Here is a 19,154-nt window from a genome sequence, read left to right on the forward strand (position 1 = left end):
CGCGTGACAGGGCACGCAGCCGTGTTGGGCGCCTGACCTGGACGGTCGCGGCGGACGGGTGGCGTGTGAGCCGCGTCACGCGCGAATAATCTGCAAAGTCATGGACTGGACGGTTGACCAACAGGGTGGGGGTGGAGCACACTGTTCCCCGACGGTGCGCATCGCCTGCCCCCTGCGCGGTGCGCACCGTTTCTACGTCCGAGAGGCGGCCGCGATCATCCGCGGCCGCCTCTCGCGTTTCCTGACGCGTCCTGCGCCACCCCGCGATCCGCAGGATCACGCCGATCCGCCGACCGGGCAGAACTCGGACGCCCTCGGCGCGTCACCTCCGGGCGCGTCGCGGCCGCGGTTACCGTCGCAGGGTGACCGTCCCCGCGCGCGCGCCAGGCTCGGGAGCCGGCTCGGACCTCGGGCCTGCCCCCGGCACGGCCGACCCCACGTCCACCACGCCCACCGCTCGCCCCGGTGCGGCGACGGGTGCCCAGCCCGCCGTCCCCGGCGAGGCCGCCGGTCCCGTCGCGCTCGTCGAGCCGCCGTCCGACGCCGAGCTCGTCGAGGGCGCGCTCGCCACGTGGCGCGGCGCGCTCGTCGAGGCCGCCGGTGGCTCCACGCTCGCGGACATCGACCTGCTCGGCGAGGCGGCGCTCGACCTGTCGGCGGCGCACCCGTCCGGCATGGCCCAGCTGTTCGCGGGCCGCGAGACGCGCCTGTCGAACCTCGTGCGCGAAGGGGCCGCGCTGTCCACCGCGCGCCGGCGGGCACGCGCCGTGGGCTCCCGCGCCGCCGCCTACGAGCAGCGCTACGGCATCGCGCCCACGTCGCTCGCGATCGGCGTCGCCACCTGGACCGAGCGCACCACCGCGGACGTCGCGCAGGACGACGTCGCCGCGCTCGCGACCGTGCTCGCCACCTCGACCCGGAGCGGCACCCCCGCGGACGACGAGCCGGCCGCCGCACCCCGGCGGCTGCGCGCGCCCGTGCTGCTGCGGCCCGTGGCGCTGCGCGCCCGCGGCACGGGGGAGAGCGACTACGAGCTCGCGCTCGAGCCGTCGCTCGAGGTCAACCCCGTCCTCGCCCGCGCGCTGCGCTCCCGCGGCGCGCTGCTCGACCCGGCGGCCGTCGCGCGCGGTGCGTTCACCGGCGGCGGGTTCGACCCGCGCGCCGCCCTCCAGCGCCTCGCGTCGCTCGGCGAGGCGGTCCTCGAGGACTTCGAGCTGAGCGAGCGCGTCGTCGTCGGCACGTTCGTCCACCCCGGCCAGGTGCTCGTCGACGACCTCGACACGCTCGCCGCCGGCGTCGCGCACCACGAGGTCCTCACGGCGCTCGCGGGCGTCGAGGCGGACCGTGAGCGCCTGCGCGCCCACCCGCTGCCCGCGCCCGCCGCGGGCGACCGCGACCCCGCGCACGAGCGCGGCGTCGGCGACCTGGACCCCGCGCAGCAGCACGTGCTCGACGTCGTCGCGACCGGTGCGCACCTGTTCGTCGACAGCCCCACGGGCGCCGACGACTCCGGCACCGTCGCCGCGATCGTCGCCGACGCCGCCGCCGCGGGGCGCACCGTCCTGTACGTGCCGGGGCACCGCCGTGCCGCCGTCGCGCTCACCGAGCGGCTCGCCGCGCACGGCCTGCACGACCTGCTGCTCGACATCGCCCCCGAGGCGAGCTGGCGCAGCGCCGCGGCCCGCCGGATGCTCGGCGCGATGACCGTGGAGCCGCCCGTCGTCGACCCGAGCGGCGTGCAGGCGCTGCGCTCGGACCTCGTCGGGCACCGTGAGGCGCTGCGCGGCTACGTCGCCGGCCTGCACACCCCGCGCGAGCCGTTCGGCGTGTCCGCGTACGACGCGCTGCAGCACCTCGCGCGGCTCACGTCCACCCGGCCCGCACCCCGCACGACCGTCCGGCTGGCACCCGAGGTCGCCCGCGCCCTCGACGGCGACCAGCGCACGCGGCTCGCCGCCGACCTGCGCCGCGCGGGCGAGCTCGGGGCGTTCTCCGTCCGGCCCGGCGACACCCCCTGGTACGGCGCCGACCTGCGCACGCACGCCGACGCGGACGTCGCGCGCCGTCGCCTCGAGCGTCTGCTGGAGGACGCGCTGCCTCGCCTCGCCCAGCGCTCCGCGCAGGTGGACGCCGAGACGGGCCTGCTGCCCGCCGAGACCGTCGACGCGTGGGGCGAGCAGCTGCGCATGCTCGACGGCGTGCGCGCCTCGCTCGACGTGTTCCTGCCGATCGTGTTCGAGCGCACCGCCGCCGACCTGGTCGCCGCCACCGCGACCAAGCAGTGGCGCGCCGAGCGCGAGCTCCCGATGGGCTACTGGCTGCGGCGACGCCTGCGCCGCCAGGCGAAGGACATGGTGCGCCCCGGCCGCCCCGTCGCGGACCTGCACTCCGCGCTCGTCGAGGTGCAGGCGCGCCGCGAGACGTGGCAGGCGCACTGCCCGAGCGGCGGCTGGCCGCGTCTGCCCGAGGGCCTCGAGACGCTCGAGGAGGAGTACCGCGCCGTGCGCGAGGACCTCGAGGCGCTCGACGAGGTGCTCGCACCCACCCCCGGCGGCGCCGGGCTGTGCGCGCTCCCGCTGCCCGCGCTCACCGAACGGCTCGAGCGGCTGCGCGGGGCGCAGGACGCGCTCGAGACCCTGCCCGACCGCACCGGCCTGCTGCACCGGCTGCGCGCGGCGGGCCTCGGCGCGCTCGTCGACGACCTCGCCGAGCGGCGCGTCGCCGCCGCCCAGGCACCGGCCGAGCTCGAGCTCGCGTGGTGGAGCACCGTGATCGAGCAGATCCTCGCCGAGGACCCGGCGCTCGCCGGGTACGACGGCGAGGCGCTCGGCGCCATGGCGCAGCGGTACGCCGAGCTGGACCGCGCGCACGTCGCGAGCCTCGCGCCCCCCGTGCGCACCGCCGTCGCCGCGCAGGTCGCGGCCGTCCTGCGTCGTCACCGCGAGCAGGCCGAGGAGCTCTTCGCCGAGCTCGTCGAGGAGCGCCTGACGTCGCTGCGCGACACGTTCGCGCGGTACCCCGACGTCGCGCGCCGCCTGCGCCCCGTGCTCGTCGCGAGCCCCATGCTCGTGCCGCAGGTGCTGCCCGCGTCCCGCACCGTCGACCTCGTCGTGCTCGGCGCCGCCGCGCACCTGCCCACCGAGGTCGCGCTCGCCGCGGTCGCCCGCGGCCGGCAGGTCGTCGTCGTCGGGGACGCCCGGTGCGCGTCCGGCAGCGCGGTGCGTGACCTCGCCGAGGTGCTGCCGCGCGCCACGCTGCGCGCCGACACGGTCGCGCGCGACCCCTACCTCACGACGTTCCTGTCCGAGCACGGGTACGGCGACGCGCTGGTCGCGACCCCGCTGCCCACGAGCCGCCCGCTCGTGCGGCTCGACGTCGTCGACGGCACGGGGATGCCCGGCCCCGGCGGCATCGTCGAGACCACCCCGGCCGAGGTCGCGCAGGCCGTCGACCTCGTGCTCGAGCACGCGCTGTCCCGCCCCGAGGAGTCGCTCGCGGTCGTCACCGTCACGCCCGCGCACGCCGAGGCCGTGCGCGAGGCCGTGCTCGACGAGGTGCGGACCAACCCCGCGCTCGCCGCGTTCTTCGACCCCGTGCGGCCTGAGCCGTTCGTCGTGACCGACCTCACCGGCGTCGCCGGGCTGCACCGCGACGCGGTGGTCCTCACGCTCGGGCTCGGCCGTACGCCGCACCGGCGCGTGCTGCACACCTTCGGCGTGCTGTCCGGGCCGGGCGGCGACGCCCTGCTGCTGGACGCGCTCGGCTCGACCCGTCACCGGCTGTCGGTGGTGTCCTGCTTCGGCGCCGACGACCTCGACCCCGAGCGGCTGCGCGGCGACGGCCCGCGCCTGCTGCGCGACCTGCTGGCCTTTGCCGCGGAGCGCGGCGCCGGCCGGACCGCACCCGCGTCGCACGCCGTGGACCCCGACCGCCTGCTCGTCGACCTCGCCGAGCGCCTGTGGCGGCACGGGCTCGTCGTCGAGCTCGACTACGGCGTCCCCGGCGGGCAGCGCATCCCCATGGTCGTCGGGCACCCGTCGTTGCCGGGGCGCATGCTCGTCGCGGTCCTCACCGACGACGACGCGTACGTGAGCGAGCCGTCCGTGCGCGTGCGCGAGCGCCTCACCGCCGACCGGCTCGAGCGCCTCGGCTGGACGGTCGTGCGCGTGTGGTCCGCCGCGGCGTTCCTCGACCCCGAGGCCGAGGTCGACCGGATCCGGCGCTACGTGCACCGCGCCGTGCCCGCACCCGTCGAGCCACGCACCGGTACGGCCGTCATCGGCCTGCCGCAGTCCTGGACCGACGACGAGCGCGCACCGGGCGAGGCTGCGGGGGCGGGTGCCGGGGCGGGTGCCGAGGCGGGTGTCGCGGTCGAGGTGGCCGAGGCGGGCACCCACGACGCGCCGGAGCGTGCGCAGGGGACCGACGACCATGAGGTCGCGTCGGCCGGCGCGTTCGCGCCCGCGCGGCCGACCGCCCCGAGCGCGGGCGACGCCGGCCCCGCCGACGACGCGCAGGACGGCCGGGCGAGCGGACGTGCGCTGCGCCGCAAGGGTCGCCAGCGCAAGGGCCGCGGCTCGGACGAGCGCGTCGGCACCGGGCCGACCGCCGCTGAGGCCTCGGGACCGACCGGACCCACCGGCACGGCCCCGACGCCCGAGGTGCCCGCCCCGCGCGAGGCCATGCAGGAGCCCGCGCGGCCCGCGGCGACGCCCACGGAGCCGCCCACCGTGACGGGGAGCATGGTGCTGCAGGGCGCGTCGCGCTCAGGCGTGGCGCCGGTCGCCATGGACGGGGTCGTCGTCGACGACACGCGGCACCGCCCGCTGTCGGTCGTGCGTCCCGAGCAGCCCGCGCTGCCGGTGCGCACGCTGCCGCGCCCCGACGTGCGCCGCGGTCTGCCGATCGCCGCCTACAGCGACGACCAGCTCGACGACCTGGTCGGCTGGCTGCAGTCCGACGGCGTGCAGCGCTCGCGTGACGAGCTCGCGGAGGCGCTGCGCGACGAGCTGGGCGTCACCCGCCGGTCGTACCGGATCGACACCGCCGTGCGCGGGGCGATCGAGCGCGCGCTGTCCTGAGCGCCCGGTGCGGTCGGCGCACGGGTCACCCGGCTCGGACCGGTTCCGCCGCGGTGCGATGATCGGGCGATGAGCAGCCAGGACCCGCGCCCGCGACGGCCGCGCCGCGCGGTGCGCCCGCCCGGGACGGTCGGCACGGACGAGTCGGTGCTGCGCTCGACGCTGCCCGCGGCCCCCGCGGCGACGACCGCACCCGCGGTGTCGCCCGCGGCGTCCCCCGGCGCGGGACCGCGGTCGGGCGGCGCGGGAGACCGGTCCGGCGATGCGCTGCTCGCGCTGCGCAGCGCGGACGACTCCGACGTCGGGTGGGGCGAGGGAACGGACGCGAACGACGAGCGCCTGCGCCGCGACAAGCCGCCGCACTGGTGACCTGACCGCGCGCGGGCGTCCGGTCCGTCGCGACCCGACCCCAGCCCCGCGCGGACGTGCACCCGTCCACAGGTGACCGAACCGGGGGCCCCGCGTGGCGCGTTGCGCTCTAGCGTGCGGGCGTGCCGTCGACCAGGTTCCCCGTCCCGCCGCTCGAGCGGCGACGCCGCCCCGTGCGGGTTGCGTGGCGCGCGGTGCTGTGGCGGTGGCGGTTCGTCGTCGCGGCGCTCGGGGTGGGCCTCGCGGCGTCGTCGGCGCTGCAGGTGCTGAGGCCGCCCGCGCCCGAAGTCCGGGCGGTCGTGGTCGCGGCGCGTGACCTGCCCGCGGGCACGACGCTCGGCTCGGGCGACCTGCGTGTCGCCCGGCTCCCGGCGGCCCTCGCGCTGCACGCCACGCGCACGAGCCCGGCCGGTCTGCTCGGCCGCGCGACGGCCGTGCCGGTCCCCGCGGGCCTGCCCGTGGTGCCCGACCTCCTGACCTCGGGCGAGCTCGTCGGTCCGCCGGGCACGGTGGTCGCGGCCGTGCGGCTCGCGGACCCCGCGGTCGCGGCGCTGCTGACACCCGGCACGCGGGTCGACGTGCTCGCGGCGGCGGCCGAGACCGGCACGCAGGGTGTCGTCGTCGCGCGGCGCGCGCTCGTCCTGCCGGTCGCCCCGGGCGGCGACGAGGGGGGCTGGGCGGTCGGCGGCGAGGCGCAGACGCCGCCCGTGCTGCTCGCCGTGACGCCCGAGGAGGCCGCGGCGCTGGCGGGAGCCGCGGTGACGGCCTTGCTCAGCGCCGTCGTCGTGCCATGATCGAACGTCCGGCCTGGTTGTCCCGTGCTCATCGGAGGTACTCGTGTCGCAGTCCACATTCGGTTCGACGGCGGGATCCGCCGCGAACGCCCTCGGCTCCGGCGCCAAGGGCCTGGGGAAGGTCTTCGAGGGGTTCAAGGACTTCATCTCGCGTGGCAACGCCGTCGACCTCGCGGTCGGCGTCGTCATCGGTGCGGCGTTCGGCGCGTTCGTCCAGTCGATCGTCGACGGGTTCATCAACCCGCTCATCGGGTGGATCTTCGGACAGCCGAACCTCGACAAGGTGCTGGCGTTCGGCCCGGATGGCAAGGACCCGATCAGCTTCGGCCACATCCTCAGCGCCGCCATCACGTTCCTCATCACGGCTGCGGCCGTGTACTTCGTGGTCGTGCTGCCCCTCAACAAGCTCGCCGCGCGGCGCAAGCGCGGTGAGGAGGCCGAGCCGGCCGCGCCGGCCGAGGACATCCTGCTGCTGCAGGAGATCCGCGACCTGCTCGCGCAGCGCCCCACGCCCGCGCTGCAGTCCGACCTCACCACCCCGCCGACGATCCGCCCCGAGGACGGCCCGACGCCGCCCGCGCCGACCGTCTGACGCTCCGCGTGACGAGGGCGCCCGACATCTCGGCCGGGCGCCCTCGTCGCGCGCTGGGCACCCGGCACCGCGCCCACCGGCGGTCCGGGAATCGACGGGTTGCGCGGGTCGTTACCATTGGCACTCGGAACGTGTGAGTGCCAGGCCGCGCCACCCCGGCGCCCGGGCTCGCAGCATCAAGGACGGACCTCAGGGAGAACCGGTGCCCACCTACTCGTACGCGTGCACGGCGTGCGGCCACGCCTTCGACATCCACCAGTCGTTCTCGGACGCCTCGCTCACTGTCTGCCCGGAGTGCGAGGGCAGGCTGCGCAAGGTCTTCTCGTCGGTCGGCGTCGTGTTCAAGGGCTCGGGCTTCTACCGCAACGACGCGCGCTCGGGCACGAAGTCGTCGTCGGTCCCCGCGGTCTCGTCCGACAAGGGCACGTCCGGCGCCTCCTCGACGCCCGCGTCGTCGGACTCGTCGTCGTCCTCCACGGCCTCGTCGCCCGCGCCCTCGGCCGCCCCGGCCGCTGCGCCGGCCGCCTCCTGACGGCAGCCGCGCCGGGCCCGCACTACCCTCGCAGACGTGCTCCGTAGCCGTGCCGCCCGTCTGACCGTCCTGTCGGTCGCCATCGTCCTCGTCGTCGCGCTGGTGGCGACGGTCGTCGCCGCATTCGTCGTCGTGCGCCGGCCGCTGCCCCAGGTGAGCGGCACCCTCGAGGTCGCGGGCCTGCACGACGAGGTGACAGTGACACGCGACGCACGCGGCGTCCCGACCATCACCGCGCAGGACCCGCACGACCTGTTCCTCGCGCAGGGCTACGTCGCGGCGCAGGACCGGTTCTTCGAGATGGACTACCGCCGCCACGTCGTCGCGGGGCGGCTCTCGGAGCTCGTCGGGCAGAACCAGGACGCGCTCGACGCGGACAAGGTGATCCGCACGTTCGGCTGGCGCCGGGTCGCGGAGGCCGAGCTCGCGATCATCGACCCGTCGACCCGCGACGCGCTCGAGGCGTACGCCGCCGGCGTCAACGCCTACCTGGACGGCAAGGCGCCCTCGCAGATCGCCGTCGAGTACACCGTGCTCGGGCTGCAGGTCCACGTCGAGGCGCCCGAGCCGTGGGAGGCCGTGGACTCGCTCGCGTGGCTCAAGGCGATGGCGTGGGACCTGCGCGGCAACTACGACGCCGAGCTGTCGCGGGCACGCGTGTACGCGTCCGTGCGGGACGTCGCGAAGGTCGACGAGCTGTTCCCGGCCTACCCGTACGACCTCAACGCCCCGATCGTCGCGGCCGAGGACCTCACGAGCGCGACGCCGGCGAGCGCGGCCGGCGAGCTCGACCTGGACGACTCGGGCCTGCAGGCGGCGATCGACAGCGCGAACAAGGCGCTCGACGCCGTCCCGCACCTCGTCGGTGAGGGGGAGGGTGTCGGGTCGAACTCGTGGGTGGTCTCGGGCGAGCACACCGCGAGCGGCGCGCCGATCCTCGCGAACGACCCGCACCTGGGCATCTCCGCGCCGGGGATCTGGATGCAGGTGGGTCTGCGCTGCGCGCAGGTCGACGAGGCGTGCCCGTACGACGTGTCGGGCTTCGGCTTCGCGGGCTTCCCGGGCGTGGTGATCGGCCACAACGCGGACCTCGCGTGGGGTCTGACGAACCTGGGCGCGGACGTGACGGACTTCTTCGTCGAGCGGGTCGAGGGGAACGCGACCGTGCGCGGCGACGGCACGGCGCGGATCCGAGCCCGTACGGAGGTCATCAAGGTCAACGGCGGTGACGACGTGACCATCGTCGTGCGCCAGTCGGTGCACGGGCCGATCGTCTCGGACGTGCTGGACGTCGACCAGGTCGGTGACGCGCCCATGCCGGACGGCACGTCGGACCGCGGGTACGAGGTGGCGCTCGCGTGGACGGCGCTCGCGCCGGGGCACACGGCCGACGCGGTGCTCGCGACGGCGACCGCGAAGGATGCGAGCGACATCGCGCGCGTGGGCCGGCTGCTCGACGTGCCGTCGCAGAACATCGTGTTCGCGACGACCGACGGGCACATCGGGTACCAGGCGCCGGGTCGGATCCCGGTGCGGCAGACGGTCAGGGGAGCGGTGCCGTCCGACGGCACGTGGCCGCGCCCCGGCTGGGACCCCGCCTACGACTGGCAGGGCTACGTCGACCCGGAGGAGATGCCGCGCGCGCTCGACCCGGCCGAGGGCTTCGTCGTCGCGGCGAACCAGGCGGTCACGCCCCAGGGCGTCGGGCCGTTCCTCACCGACGACTGGGACTACGGCTACCGGGCCCAGCGCATCCGCACGGTGCTGTCGACCGCGATCGCGCGCGGCGACAGGATCGACGTCGCCGACGTGAACACGCTCCAGAACGACCAGCGCAGCCCGTACGCGGACGTGCTCGTGCCGTGGCTGCTGCGCATCGACATCGACGACGCGTTCGCGGACGACGGTCAGCAGCTGCTGCGCACGTGGGACCACGTGGCGAGCGCCGACTCCGCGGCCGCGGCGTACTTCGCGGCGGTCTGGAAGACGCTGCTCGAGCTCACGTTCGCCGACGACCTGCCCGACGGCGAGCTGCCGAACGGCGGCTCGCGCTGGCTCGAGGTGGTCCGCGGGCTGCTCGACGAGCCCGACTCGCCCTGGTGGGACGACCGCACGACCCCGGGCCTGCTCGAGGGCCGCGACGAGGTGCTCTACCAGGCGATGGTCACGGCCCGCCTGACGCTCACGCAGCAGCTCGGGCGGGACGCCGACGAGTGGCGCTGGGGCCGGCTGCACACGGCCGCACCCGAGCACCCGGTCCTGGGCGGCTCGTCGGTCCCGGGCCTGGTGCGCTCGTTCGTGAACCCCGACCCGGTCGAGGTGGGCGGCGGCTCGTCGATCGTCGACGCGACCGCGTGGGACGCGTCGCAGGGGTACGGGGTGACCGCGGCGCCCTCGATGCGGATGGTCGTCGACCTGGGCGACCTGGACTCCTCGACCTGGGTGACCCTGACCGGGACGTCGGGGCACCCGGCGAGCCCGCACTACGCCGACCAGCTGGGCGCGTGGGCGCAGGGGACGACGTTCCCGTGGCCGTTCTCGACCGCCGCGACGCAGGCGGACGCGGTCGACCGGCTGACGTTGCGCCCCTGACGCCGGGTCGGGACCGCGACTCGTCGGGGCCACGGCCGGTCATGAGCACGGCCGGTGGGGACCGCGGCCGGGTCAGGAGCGCAGCGGGGCCCAGCCCTCGGGCGTCGCGTACGCGTCGACGCGCCGGTCGTGCGGCTCGCGGGGCAGCGGGTCGACGCTCGCGTCCCGCACCTCGTCGGGGAACACGAGCGCGACGACGAGCGCGTCGGGCCGGGCGTGCTCGAGCGCCCGGTCGTACCAGCCGCCGCCCTGACCGAGGCGGCTGCCGGCGGTGTCGACCGCGAGCGCGGGGGCGACGATCACGTCGGCGTCGGCGAGCGCCTGCGGCCCGAGCGTCGGGCCACCGGGCTCGGGCGGCCGGCCGGGTGCGCGCTCGCGCAGGTCCTCGCCACCGCGGTACTCGGCCCAGTCGCGCTGCAGCCCCGAGCCGAGCACGGGCAGCAGGATGCGCACCCCGCGTGCCGCGAGCCGCTCGAGCAGCACCCCGGTCGCCGGCTCGGTCGGACGCGCGGCGTAGACCGAGACGCAGCGCGCGTCGCGCACCGCGGGGATGGCCGCGACGACGTCCGCGATCGCCGTGGCGGCCTCGTCGCGCAGCCGGGCCGAGCGGTGGGAGCGCGCCTTGCGGACCGCCGAGCGGAGGAGCTCCTTCGCCTCCTCGGGCTCGGGAGGGGACGTGCGGAGCGACGGTTCGGCGGCGCTGCTCATGCGCCCAGTGTCGCAAACGTTCCGCGGGCGGTCGTACCCGGGCCCGGGCCGTGTCCCACGCCTCGGACACACCCTCGGGGTCACCCGCGCGGGTGAACAGATGACGACCTGCGGAATCGGCCATGGCGCCCGGATGACGACGTATCGACATGACCCACGCCACACCGGCGTCCCCTGGGCGAGGCCGGACGCGCGCGGCTAGCGTTCCGGCATGACGATCCACAAGGCAGTCATCCCCGCCGCGGGACTGGGTACCCGGTTCCTGCCCGCCACGAAGTCGACGCCCAAGGAGATGCTCCCGGTCGTCGACAAGCCCGCCATCCAGTACGTCGTCGAGGAGGCCGTCGCGGCCGGTCTCGACGACGTCCTGCTCATCACGGGGCGCTCCAAGCGCACGCTCGCCGACCACTTCGACGCGGTGCCCGAGCTCGAGGCCGTGCTGGAGGCGAAGGGGGACGCCGAGCGTCTCGCCAAGGTTCGCGAGTCCACCGAGCTCGCCAACGTGCACTTCGTGCGGCAGGGCCAGCCCAAGGGTCTCGGCCACGCCGTGCTGCAGGCCAAGCGCCACGTGGGCGACGAGCCGTTCGCGGTCCTGCTGGGCGACGACCTGATCGACGAGCGCGACGACCTGCTCGCGCCGATGCTCGCGCTCCAGGAGCGCCTGGGCGGGTCCGTCATCGCGCTGCTCGAGGTCCCGCGCGAGCAGATCTCGTCGTACGGCTGCGCCGCGGTCGAGGCTCTGGACGGCGAGGACGCGGACACCGTGCGCATCACGGGCCTCGTCGAGAAGCCCCCGGTCGACGAGGCGCCGTCGAACCTCGCGATCATCGGCCGCTACGTGCTGCACCCCGCGGTGTTCGAGGTGCTCGAGAACACCGCACCGGGCCGCGGGGGCGAGATCCAGCTGACCGACGCGCTCGCGACGCTCATGGACCTGCCGGCCGAGCAGGGCGGCGGCGTCACCGGCGTCGTGTTCCGCGGCCGCCGCTACGACACGGGTGACCGGCTGGACTACCTCAAGGCCGTCGTCCGGATCGCGGTGGATCGCCCCGACCTGGGCCCCGACTTCAAGGAGTGGCTCGAGAAGTACGTGGCCGGCACCACCGCCTGACGCGCGGTGCCGGGCCGGATGCGCGGCACAATGCCGCCATGAGATCGGTCCAGGACCACCTGGCGGCCGTGCTCGCTGCCGTCGGGCCGGTCGCCCCGCTCGACGTGGCGCTGCACGACGCGGTGGGATGCATCCTCGCGCGTGACCTCGTCGCGACCCGGGACGTGCCCGCGACCGCGGTGGCCGCGCGTGACGGCTACGCGGTCGCGGCGCACGAGACCGCGGCGGCGGGGCTCGACACGCCGCTGACGCTGCCCGTCGCGCACGACGTGCTGCCCGGTGCGCCCGCGGGCGTGCGGCTCGCGCCCGGTCAGGCGGTGCGCATCGCCTCGGGTGGCGCGCTCCCGCTCGGTGCGGACGCGGTCGTCCCGCTCGAGGAGACCGACCGCGGTGCGGTGCGGTTCGCGCTGCAGCGCCCGGCGGTCGGGGGCCAGCACGTGCGGCCCGTGGGCGCCGACGTGCGCACCGGTGAGGTGGTGCTCGCCGCGGGCACGCGCCTGGGGGCGCGCCAGCTCGCGCTCGCGGCCACGCTCGGCCACGGGCGGCTGCACGTGCACCCGACGCCGCGCGTCGTGCTGCTGTCGGTGGGCGACGAACTCGTCGAGCCCGGTACGTCGCGCCAGCGCGAGGGTGCGGTGTTCGAGACCGACGGGCACGCGCTCGAGGCGGCGGTCCGCGATGCGGGGGCGACGCCCGTGCGCGTCGGGATCCTGCCCGACGACCGCGGCACCCTGCGCGAGGCGCTCGACGACCAGCTGGTGCGCGCGGACCTCGTCGTGATCACGGGCGGTCTGTCCGAGCTCGTCGGCGACACCGTGAAGGACGTGCTCGCGACCCTCGGGACCGTGCGGCTCGACCACGTCGCGATGACCCCCGGCCTGCGGCACGGCTTCGGGACGGTCGGCAGCGACCTGGGGGCCGACCGGACGGTGCCGATCTTCGCGCTGCAGGGCGACCCCGTGGCCGCGCAGGTGTCGTTCGAGGTGTTCGTGCGGCCCGCGCTGCGCGCGATGGGCGGCCACGCCGAGCTGTACCGGCCGAGCGTCACCGCCCGCGCGACGCACGGCTGGACGTCGCCCGCGGGGCTGCGGCAGTTCGTGCCCGCGACCGTGCTCGGCTCGCCGGAGGAGGGCTACCGCGCGACGCCACTTGGAGACCCGACGGCGCCCACGGTCAGCGCGCTCGCGCACGCCAACGCGCTCGCGGTCGTCGGCGAGCACGACACGGGCGTGCAGCCCGGGCAGGTCGTGCACTGCCTGGTCCTGGAGGGCTGATGGCGCGCGGCTGGCCCGCCGTCCTCGAGGACGGTCCGGTGCGTCTGCGGCCCCTGCGCCGCCGGGACGCGACCGCGTGGCTCGCGCTGCGCGCCCGCAACGTCGCGTGGCTCGAACCCTGGGACGCGACGTCACCGGTGCCCGTGGAGGGGCCGCGGCCCACGTTCGCGCAGTTCGTGCGCACGCTGTCCGCGCAGGCCCGCGCGGGGGTGAGCCTGCCGTTCGCGATCGATCACGAGGGCGAGCTCGTCGGTCAGGTCACGGTCTCGTCGATCACGTACGGCTCGCTGCGCTCGGGGGCGATCGGCTACTGGGTCTCGGAGCACGTGGCGGGCCGCGGCATCATGCCGGTCGCGGTCGCGCTCGCCACCGACCACTGCTTCACCGAGCTGGGGCTGCACCGCATCGAGGTGAACATCCGGCCGGAGAACGGCCCGTCGCTGCGCGTCGTCGAGAAGCTGGGGCTGCGCGACGAGGGCGTGCGCGAACGGTTCCTGCACATCGGCGACGAGTGGTGCGACCACCGCACGTTCGCGCTCACCGTCGAGGAGGTCCCGCACGGGCTCCTCGCGCGCTACCGGGCGCAGCACCCGGCCCCCTGAGCGCGATTCGGCTCGACACGCCGGACAGTTGCCCCGAGAGGGGGACGTCGCGCCCTACCGTCGGTCCGTGAAGGATCTCACCGGCTGGCTCGCGCTCGCGCTGGTCGGCCTGTGGGTGGGTTACCTGGTGCCGCACAAGCTGCGGTACCGGCAGCAGCTGGTGGAGTCCCGCGTCGACGACCGGTTCTCCGACGCGCTGCGCGTGGTCGCGGTGAGCGACCGACCGGCTCGCGACCGGGCGCAGGCGGCGGTGAACCCCGGCGACTGCAGGCCTGCCGGCACGTCGGGGTTGCTGACCCCCGGCAGAGGGGTGCTCGTGGCAGCGACGAGCTCCGCGACAGGAGGCAGGACCATGGACCGACCGACGGCGCAGCACGACCGACTGACCGCCGAGGTGGCACGCCGGACCGCGCAGGCGCGTGCCCAGCACGCCGCCGCGGTCGCGCGCCGCGGTGCGGCTGCGCGCCGGCGCGGGCTGCTCGCGTCCGGCCTCGCGGTGCTCACCGTCGTGGGCGCGGTCGTCGCGGCCGCCGCGCCCGCCGTCACGTGGGTCGCGGGCGCCGTCCCCGGTGCCCTGCTCGCCGCGGTCGTGGTGCTCGGCCGTCGGGCCGTGGTCGCCGGCCGTGCCGCCGACGCCGCGTTCGCCGCGCGCATGGAGCAGGCGGCGCGCGACGCGCACGAGGCCCGTGCCCGCGCCGCGCGCGCCGTGACCGGTGCGCAGCGCGTCGTCCAGCCGACCGTCACCGGCCACGCCGTGCGCCCGTCGGACACCCCCACGCATATGATCGCGCGCGTCACCGCGGCCGGCGACGAGTCCTGGTCGCCCGTGCCGCTGCCGCGCCCGACGTACGCGCTCAAGCCCGAGGCGCCGCGCCGGGAGCCCGTCCCGCTGACGAACCTCGAGGGCTCGACGTCGGCCTCCGCGGTGCGTGCCCCGCAGGGGACCGCCGACGAGCAGGCGGAGGCGGTGCCCGCCGCGACCGTGCCGGCCGCGGTCACCACGCCGACGACGACCGGCTCGATCGACCTCGACGCGATCCTGGCCCGCCGCCGCGCGTCGGGGCAGTGATCCGGCGCCGCGGAGTCGTGCAGGTCACGCGGCCTCGGTTTTTCTCGACCGGCCTGCAGGGTGCTAGTCTGTAGCCCGCTTCAAGGGGCTGTGGCGCAGTTGGTAGCGCGTCTCGTTCGCAATGAGAAGGTCAGGGGTTCGAATCCCCTCAGCTCCACCGATCGGATGTCCCAGGACATCGACAAGAGCCGGACCCCAGGGTCCGGCTCTTGTGCTTCCGGGCGACGGCCGTCGCGTGGGGCCTGCCCGTCAGGCCGTTGCCCGACGTTCCTGATCACGACGGAGCGCATCGTCGTGATGGACACCGCGCCCCCACCCGGGCACACCCTCCTGCTGATGGACGCGGCGGGGCGGGCTGGGCCGAACGGGTGAGTTGCCTGGAGCAGTTAATCTCGTCGGAACCTGAGCGGCACCCGCGTGACCTGCGGGAAACGCGACCGGAACCGGAGCGCGTACGGCGATTCGTAGCGTCGGCACCGCCTCGTCACCCCCCGGGCGAGGACCCCGAACGCAAAGGACACTCGTGCCAATCCCGAACCGCTCGAGTCGGCTCACGGCGGTAGCACTCGCCGTCGCGCTGACCGCAGGAACCCTCGCCACCGCCACGTCCGCGGCGGCCGCCCCCACCTCCTCGACCGACTCCACCGTCGCGTCCGGTGACGGCTGGACCGTCACCGACCTCGGTGGCATGTACCAGGTGACGCTCGACCTCGACCGCCCCCTCGAGGTCCGCAGCGACGCCCCGACGATCGTCGTCGACGGCAAGGCCGTCGGGCTCGCCACGGAGTCGGCGACCGGGCGCACGCTCACGGCCCTGACCGACGACCCGTCCGTCCTCGACGCCAAGGACGTGGCTGCCGGCTGGTTCAGCGACGCCGGCACCACGTCGGCCGCGCCGGCGGACGTCGCGCCCGCGCCCGAGCCCGGCGACATCGAGGACGCGCCCGAGGGCACGCCCGACCCGTCGGTGCCGGGGGAGTACTCGTACACCAAGGCGCTCTACTCGTTCGGCAACCAGGCGATCGAGCTCGCCGGCATCGGCGGCATCCGCGGTGAGGTCGAGGGCAAGGTCTACCTGCCCGACACCGACGGCGAGGCACCCGTCGTGCTCTTCCTGCACGGCCGGCACACCTCGTGCAACGGCGCCGGCAGCAACCCTGCCCGCTGGCCCTGCCTCCCGACGCAGACCAACATCCCCAGCTACGCGGGCTACGACGGCGCCGCCGAGGCGCTCGCGAGCCACGGCTACGCGGTCATCTCCATCGGCGCCAACGCGATCAACTCGAACGACAACCAGCTCGCGCTCGACTACGGCGCCCAGGCGCGCGGCCAGCTGATCCTCGACACGCTCTCGATCTTCGAGGACGCGAACGAGGGCGTCTCGACCACGCTCTACGACGCCCAGACCGACACCGAGGTCACCCTCGCCGACGCGCTGTCCGGCAACGCGGGCCTGCCCGCCGCCGGTCTGGACGACGAGATCACCGAGATCACGCCGGCGGACCTCGTCGGCCGTCTGGACTTCTCGCGCATCGGCCTCATGGGCCACTCGCGCGGTGGTGAGGGCGTCACGTCCGCGGCGACGCTCAACGCGGCGCTCGACGACCCGTTCGACATCGTCTCGATCCTTCCGCTCGCCCCGGTCGACTTCGGCCGCATGACGACGCCGGACATCCCGACGATGCTGCTGCTGCCCTACTGCGACGGTGACGTCTCGAGCCAGCAGGGCCAGCACATGAACGACGACTCGCGCTACGCGTTCGACGACGACGTGCTCCGCACGGACGTGTGGGTCATGGGTGCGAACCACAACTTCTTCAACACGGTCTGGACGCCGTCGAAGTACGCGCTGTCGACGTCCGACGACTGGTCGGGCACCAACGCCACCTCGGCCCGCTCGACCGACTCGGTCTGCGGCACGACGGGCGCGGCGGTCGACACGACCATCCGCCTCACCGACGACGAGCAGTACGACACGGGCACGACGCTCATGGCCGGCTGGTTCCGCCTGACGGTCGGCGGTGAGGACGAGTTCCTGCCGATGTTCGACGGCTCGGGTGCGAAGGTCGACTCGATCGCCGACTTCGACGTCCGCGTCTCGGCGACGCAGCCCGCGTCCGCCCGTGCGGACATCGCGCGGTTCACGACGACGGGCGCGGCCCGTACCTACGGCACGGCCACGGCCACGCTGTGCGCGTCGATGTCCGGCCGCACGGTCCCGCAGGTCCTGCCGTACTGCTCGACGACGCTGGCCTCGGCGCAGCTGCCGCACTGGACCTCGGTCCGCTTCGGCGGTGACGTCCCCGCGAGCCCGATGACCCGCGTGCAGTGGACGAGCGGCACCGGTCAGGTCCGCGTGTCGGTCCCGCGCTCGGCGCGTGACGCCTCGTCGTACGAGTTCCTGACGGTCAAGGCGTCGCCGGACGAGTCGGTCGCCTACGGCGCCGGCACGGACCTGACGGTCACGCTCGTCGACGGCCACGGTGCGACGTTCGCGACCAAGGTCTCCGACCTCAACCCGAACGCCCTGGTCCGCCTGCCGCAGAGCACGCAGAACTCCACGACGCTCGGCAAGATCGTCCTGCACGAGGTCCGGCTCCCGCTGGAGTCGGTCACGGGCATCGACCTCACCGACGTCCGCGAGGTGCGGTTCACGGCCGCGGTCGGCCTCGGCGGCGCGGTCAGCGGCGGCGTCTACCTCACGGACCTCGCGTTCGCGTCGTCCGCGCTCGGCACGGCCGCGCCCGCCACGACCGTCTCGGTCGGCACGGCGCCGGTGCGCGTCGAGGAGGGCTCCGGCCCCGACGAGGTGCTCGTCCCGGTCCGTCTGTCGCAGCCCGCGACGACGCCCGTCACCGCGTACCTCTCGGTGATCGGCGGCACGACGGCCACCGCCAAGGCCGGCATGCAGATGCGCAAGGTCGTCTTCGCCCCGGGTCAGGTCTGCACCACGGTGCCGGTCGCGACCTACGGCGACGGCGACGCCGGCGCGGCCGCGACGACGTCGTACACCATGTCGGTGACGAACACGAGCAACGCCGTGATGGGCAGCGACGCGTTCGCCCCGCTCGTCGTCCGTGAGGACGACGGCGTGACCAGCGGCACCCCCGCCGCCGCGTTCGGCGTGCCGGGTGACCCGTGCGCCGAGCTGACCGCGCAGGGCGTCGTGACGCCGGGTGCGGCCACGGTGGCCCCGGGCGGCACGCTCGAGGTCGCGGCGAGCGGCTTCCGCTCCGGTGAGTCGGTGCTCTGGTCGCTCGGCGGCTCGGTGCTCGGCTCGGCCGACGCGGCCGCGGACGGCACGACCGCCACGGCCTTCGAGATCCCCGCGGACGCCACGCTCGGCGCGGCGGACCTCGTCGCGGTCGGTGCGGGCTCCGGCATCGCCGGGACCGCGTCGGTCAAGGTGCTGGCCCCGACGGTCACGTCGCTCACGGTCCAGCCCGAGGCCCCGACGGCCCTCGAGACGGTGACCCTCACGGCCACGGTCGAGGGCGTCGACACCGCGGGTGAGGTCACGTTCACCGACGGCACGACGGTGCTCGGCACCACCGAGGTCGTCGAGAACCGTGCGGTGCTCGAGGTGCCGGGCCTGACCGCCGGCGCGCACTCGGTCACGGCGGCGTTCGGCGAGACGGCCACGGCCGCGGGCTCGTCGTCGGAGCCGGTGTCCGTCACGGTCGCCAGGCGCGGCACGACCGCCGTCGTCACGGCGCCGGCCCGGGTCACGGTGGGCGGCAAGGTCACGGGCAAGGTCACCGTCAAGGGCGGCTCCGCCACGGTGCGGGCGGCCGGCAAGGTCACCGTCCAGACCAAGCGCGGCTCGGGCGCGTGGACCACGGTCACCTCGGCAACCGTGAGCAACGGGACGGCGAGCTGGTCGTTCACCGCCCCGGCCACCGCGACGACCCTGTCGGTGCGTGCGGTCTACGCCGGTGACGCCGTCTACACGGGCTCGACGTCCGCGTCGGCCACGGTCACCGTCGCCAAGAAGGCGACGACGACCACCGTCTCGGCACCCGCCACGGGCAAGGTCGGCACCCCGGTGGCCTTCACCGCGAAGGTCGCCCCGGGCGACGCGACCGGCAGGGCCCAGGTGTGGACCAAGGTCGGCACGGCGGACTGGAAGCTCGTGCGCACCGTCGCGGTGGGCGCGAACGGCACGGTGTCGTCCTCGGTCACGCCGACGTCGACGGCCACGCTCCACGTCAAGGTCGTCTACACGGGCAGCGGCTCGCACGCCACGAGCACCGGCACCGACACGGTGACGGTCTCCCGATGACGACGAGGTGAGCACGGTGAGCACGAGGTGAGCCAGGCAGGCGCCTGACGCACCAGCACCACGACGAGGCCCCGGTTCCCCCGAGCCGGGGCCTCGTCGCGTGCGGACGCGGCCGCCCCCTGCTCAGCCGCGTCCCGATGTCCGCAGG

Annotated in this window: 12 protein-coding genes and 1 tRNA gene; 12 read left to right on the forward strand and 1 reads right to left on the reverse strand. The window is 75.4% G+C overall.

Going from position 1 to position 19,154, the window contains the following annotated elements; all coding sequences use genetic code 11:
• Positions 1–362: 362 nt before the first annotated feature.
• From CBP52_RS16875 to CBP52_RS16900, 6 genes are all read left to right on the forward strand, one after another.
• On the forward strand, positions 363–5,081 hold the full coding sequence (locus CBP52_RS16875) for a hypothetical protein (RefSeq protein WP_232514567.1): 4,719 nt from the start codon (positions 363–365) through the stop codon (positions 5,079–5,081).
• 69 nt (positions 5,082–5,150) lie between these two features.
• Positions 5,151–5,450 (forward strand): hypothetical protein, encoded by a 300-nt coding sequence (locus CBP52_RS16880; RefSeq protein ID WP_094181935.1) that lies wholly within the window; start codon positions 5,151–5,153, stop codon positions 5,448–5,450.
• Between the two features lie 122 nt (positions 5,451–5,572).
• Entirely contained in the window at positions 5,573–6,244 is a 672-nt protein-coding gene (locus tag CBP52_RS16885) for an SAF domain-containing protein (protein ID WP_094181936.1), read from the forward strand.
• Positions 6,245–6,287: 43 nt separating this feature from the next.
• Positions 6,288–6,836: a large conductance mechanosensitive channel protein MscL gene (mscL, locus tag CBP52_RS16890; protein WP_157732711.1), complete on the forward strand. Its 549-nt coding sequence runs from the start codon at positions 6,288–6,290 to the stop codon at positions 6,834–6,836.
• 202 nt (positions 6,837–7,038) lie between these two features.
• A complete protein-coding gene (locus tag CBP52_RS16895) occupies positions 7,039–7,368 on the forward strand; it encodes an FmdB family zinc ribbon protein (protein ID WP_094181937.1) in 330 nt (109 codons plus the stop codon).
• 36 nt (positions 7,369–7,404) lie between these two features.
• On the forward strand, positions 7,405–9,960 hold the full coding sequence (locus tag CBP52_RS16900; RefSeq protein ID WP_094181938.1) for a penicillin acylase family protein: 2,556 nt from the start codon (positions 7,405–7,407) through the stop codon (positions 9,958–9,960).
• A gap of 72 nt (positions 9,961–10,032) precedes the next feature.
• Here the strand turns inward: CBP52_RS16900 and CBP52_RS16905 are convergent, their stop codons facing one another.
• The gene (locus tag CBP52_RS16905) at positions 10,033–10,668 is read right to left on the reverse strand and encodes a 5-formyltetrahydrofolate cyclo-ligase (RefSeq protein ID WP_094181939.1); all 636 of its coding nucleotides are present in this window, start codon (positions 10,666–10,668) and stop codon (positions 10,033–10,035) included.
• 211 nt (positions 10,669–10,879) lie between these two features.
• Here CBP52_RS16905 and galU point away from each other — a divergent pair, with 211 nt between their 5' ends.
• The 6 genes from galU (at position 10,880) to CBP52_RS16935 (ending at position 19,006) form a co-directional block, all read left to right on the forward strand.
• A complete protein-coding gene (gene galU, locus CBP52_RS16910) occupies positions 10,880–11,779 on the forward strand; it encodes a UTP--glucose-1-phosphate uridylyltransferase GalU (protein ID WP_094181940.1) in 900 nt (299 codons plus the stop codon).
• Positions 11,780–11,817: 38 nt separating this feature from the next.
• Positions 11,818–13,053, forward strand: a complete 1,236-nt coding sequence (gene glp, locus CBP52_RS16915) for a gephyrin-like molybdotransferase Glp (protein WP_094181941.1) — start codon at positions 11,818–11,820, stop codon at positions 13,051–13,053.
• Positions 13,053–13,655, forward strand: a complete 603-nt coding sequence (locus CBP52_RS16920) for a GNAT family N-acetyltransferase (protein WP_094181942.1) — start codon at positions 13,053–13,055, stop codon at positions 13,653–13,655. Before glp ends, CBP52_RS16920 begins: the two co-directional genes overlap by 1 nt.
• 67 nt (positions 13,656–13,722) lie before the next feature.
• Positions 13,723–14,724, forward strand: coding sequence for a hypothetical protein (locus CBP52_RS16925; RefSeq protein WP_094181943.1), 1,002 nt, complete (start codon positions 13,723–13,725; stop codon positions 14,722–14,724).
• 84 nt (positions 14,725–14,808) lie between these two features.
• A tRNA-Ala gene (locus CBP52_RS16930) sits at positions 14,809–14,881 on the forward strand.
• A 366-nt stretch (positions 14,882–15,247) separates the two neighbouring features.
• Positions 15,248–19,006, forward strand: a complete 3,759-nt coding sequence (locus CBP52_RS16935) for an Ig-like domain-containing protein (protein WP_094181944.1) — start codon at positions 15,248–15,250, stop codon at positions 19,004–19,006.
• Positions 19,007–19,154: the final 148 nt, after the last annotated feature.

This window comes from Cellulomonas sp. PSBB021, from assembly GCF_002240455.1.
Taxonomy (GTDB): Bacteria; Actinomycetota; Actinomycetes; order Actinomycetales; family Cellulomonadaceae; genus Cellulomonas; species Cellulomonas uda.

Coding starts and splice junctions, on each gene's coding strand:
- CBP52_RS16880 (WP_094181935.1), top strand. CDS start 5,151: ATGAGCAGCCAGGACCCGCGCCCGCGACGGCCGCGCCGCGCGGTGCGC.
- CBP52_RS16905 (WP_094181939.1), bottom strand. CDS start 10,668: ATGAGCAGCGCCGCCGAACCGTCGCTCCGCACGTCCCCTCCCGAGCCC.
- galU (WP_094181940.1), top strand. CDS start 10,880: ATGACGATCCACAAGGCAGTCATCCCCGCCGCGGGACTGGGTACCCGG.
- glp (WP_094181941.1), top strand. CDS start 11,818: ATGAGATCGGTCCAGGACCACCTGGCGGCCGTGCTCGCTGCCGTCGGG.
- CBP52_RS16920 (WP_094181942.1), top strand. CDS start 13,053: ATGGCGCGCGGCTGGCCCGCCGTCCTCGAGGACGGTCCGGTGCGTCTG.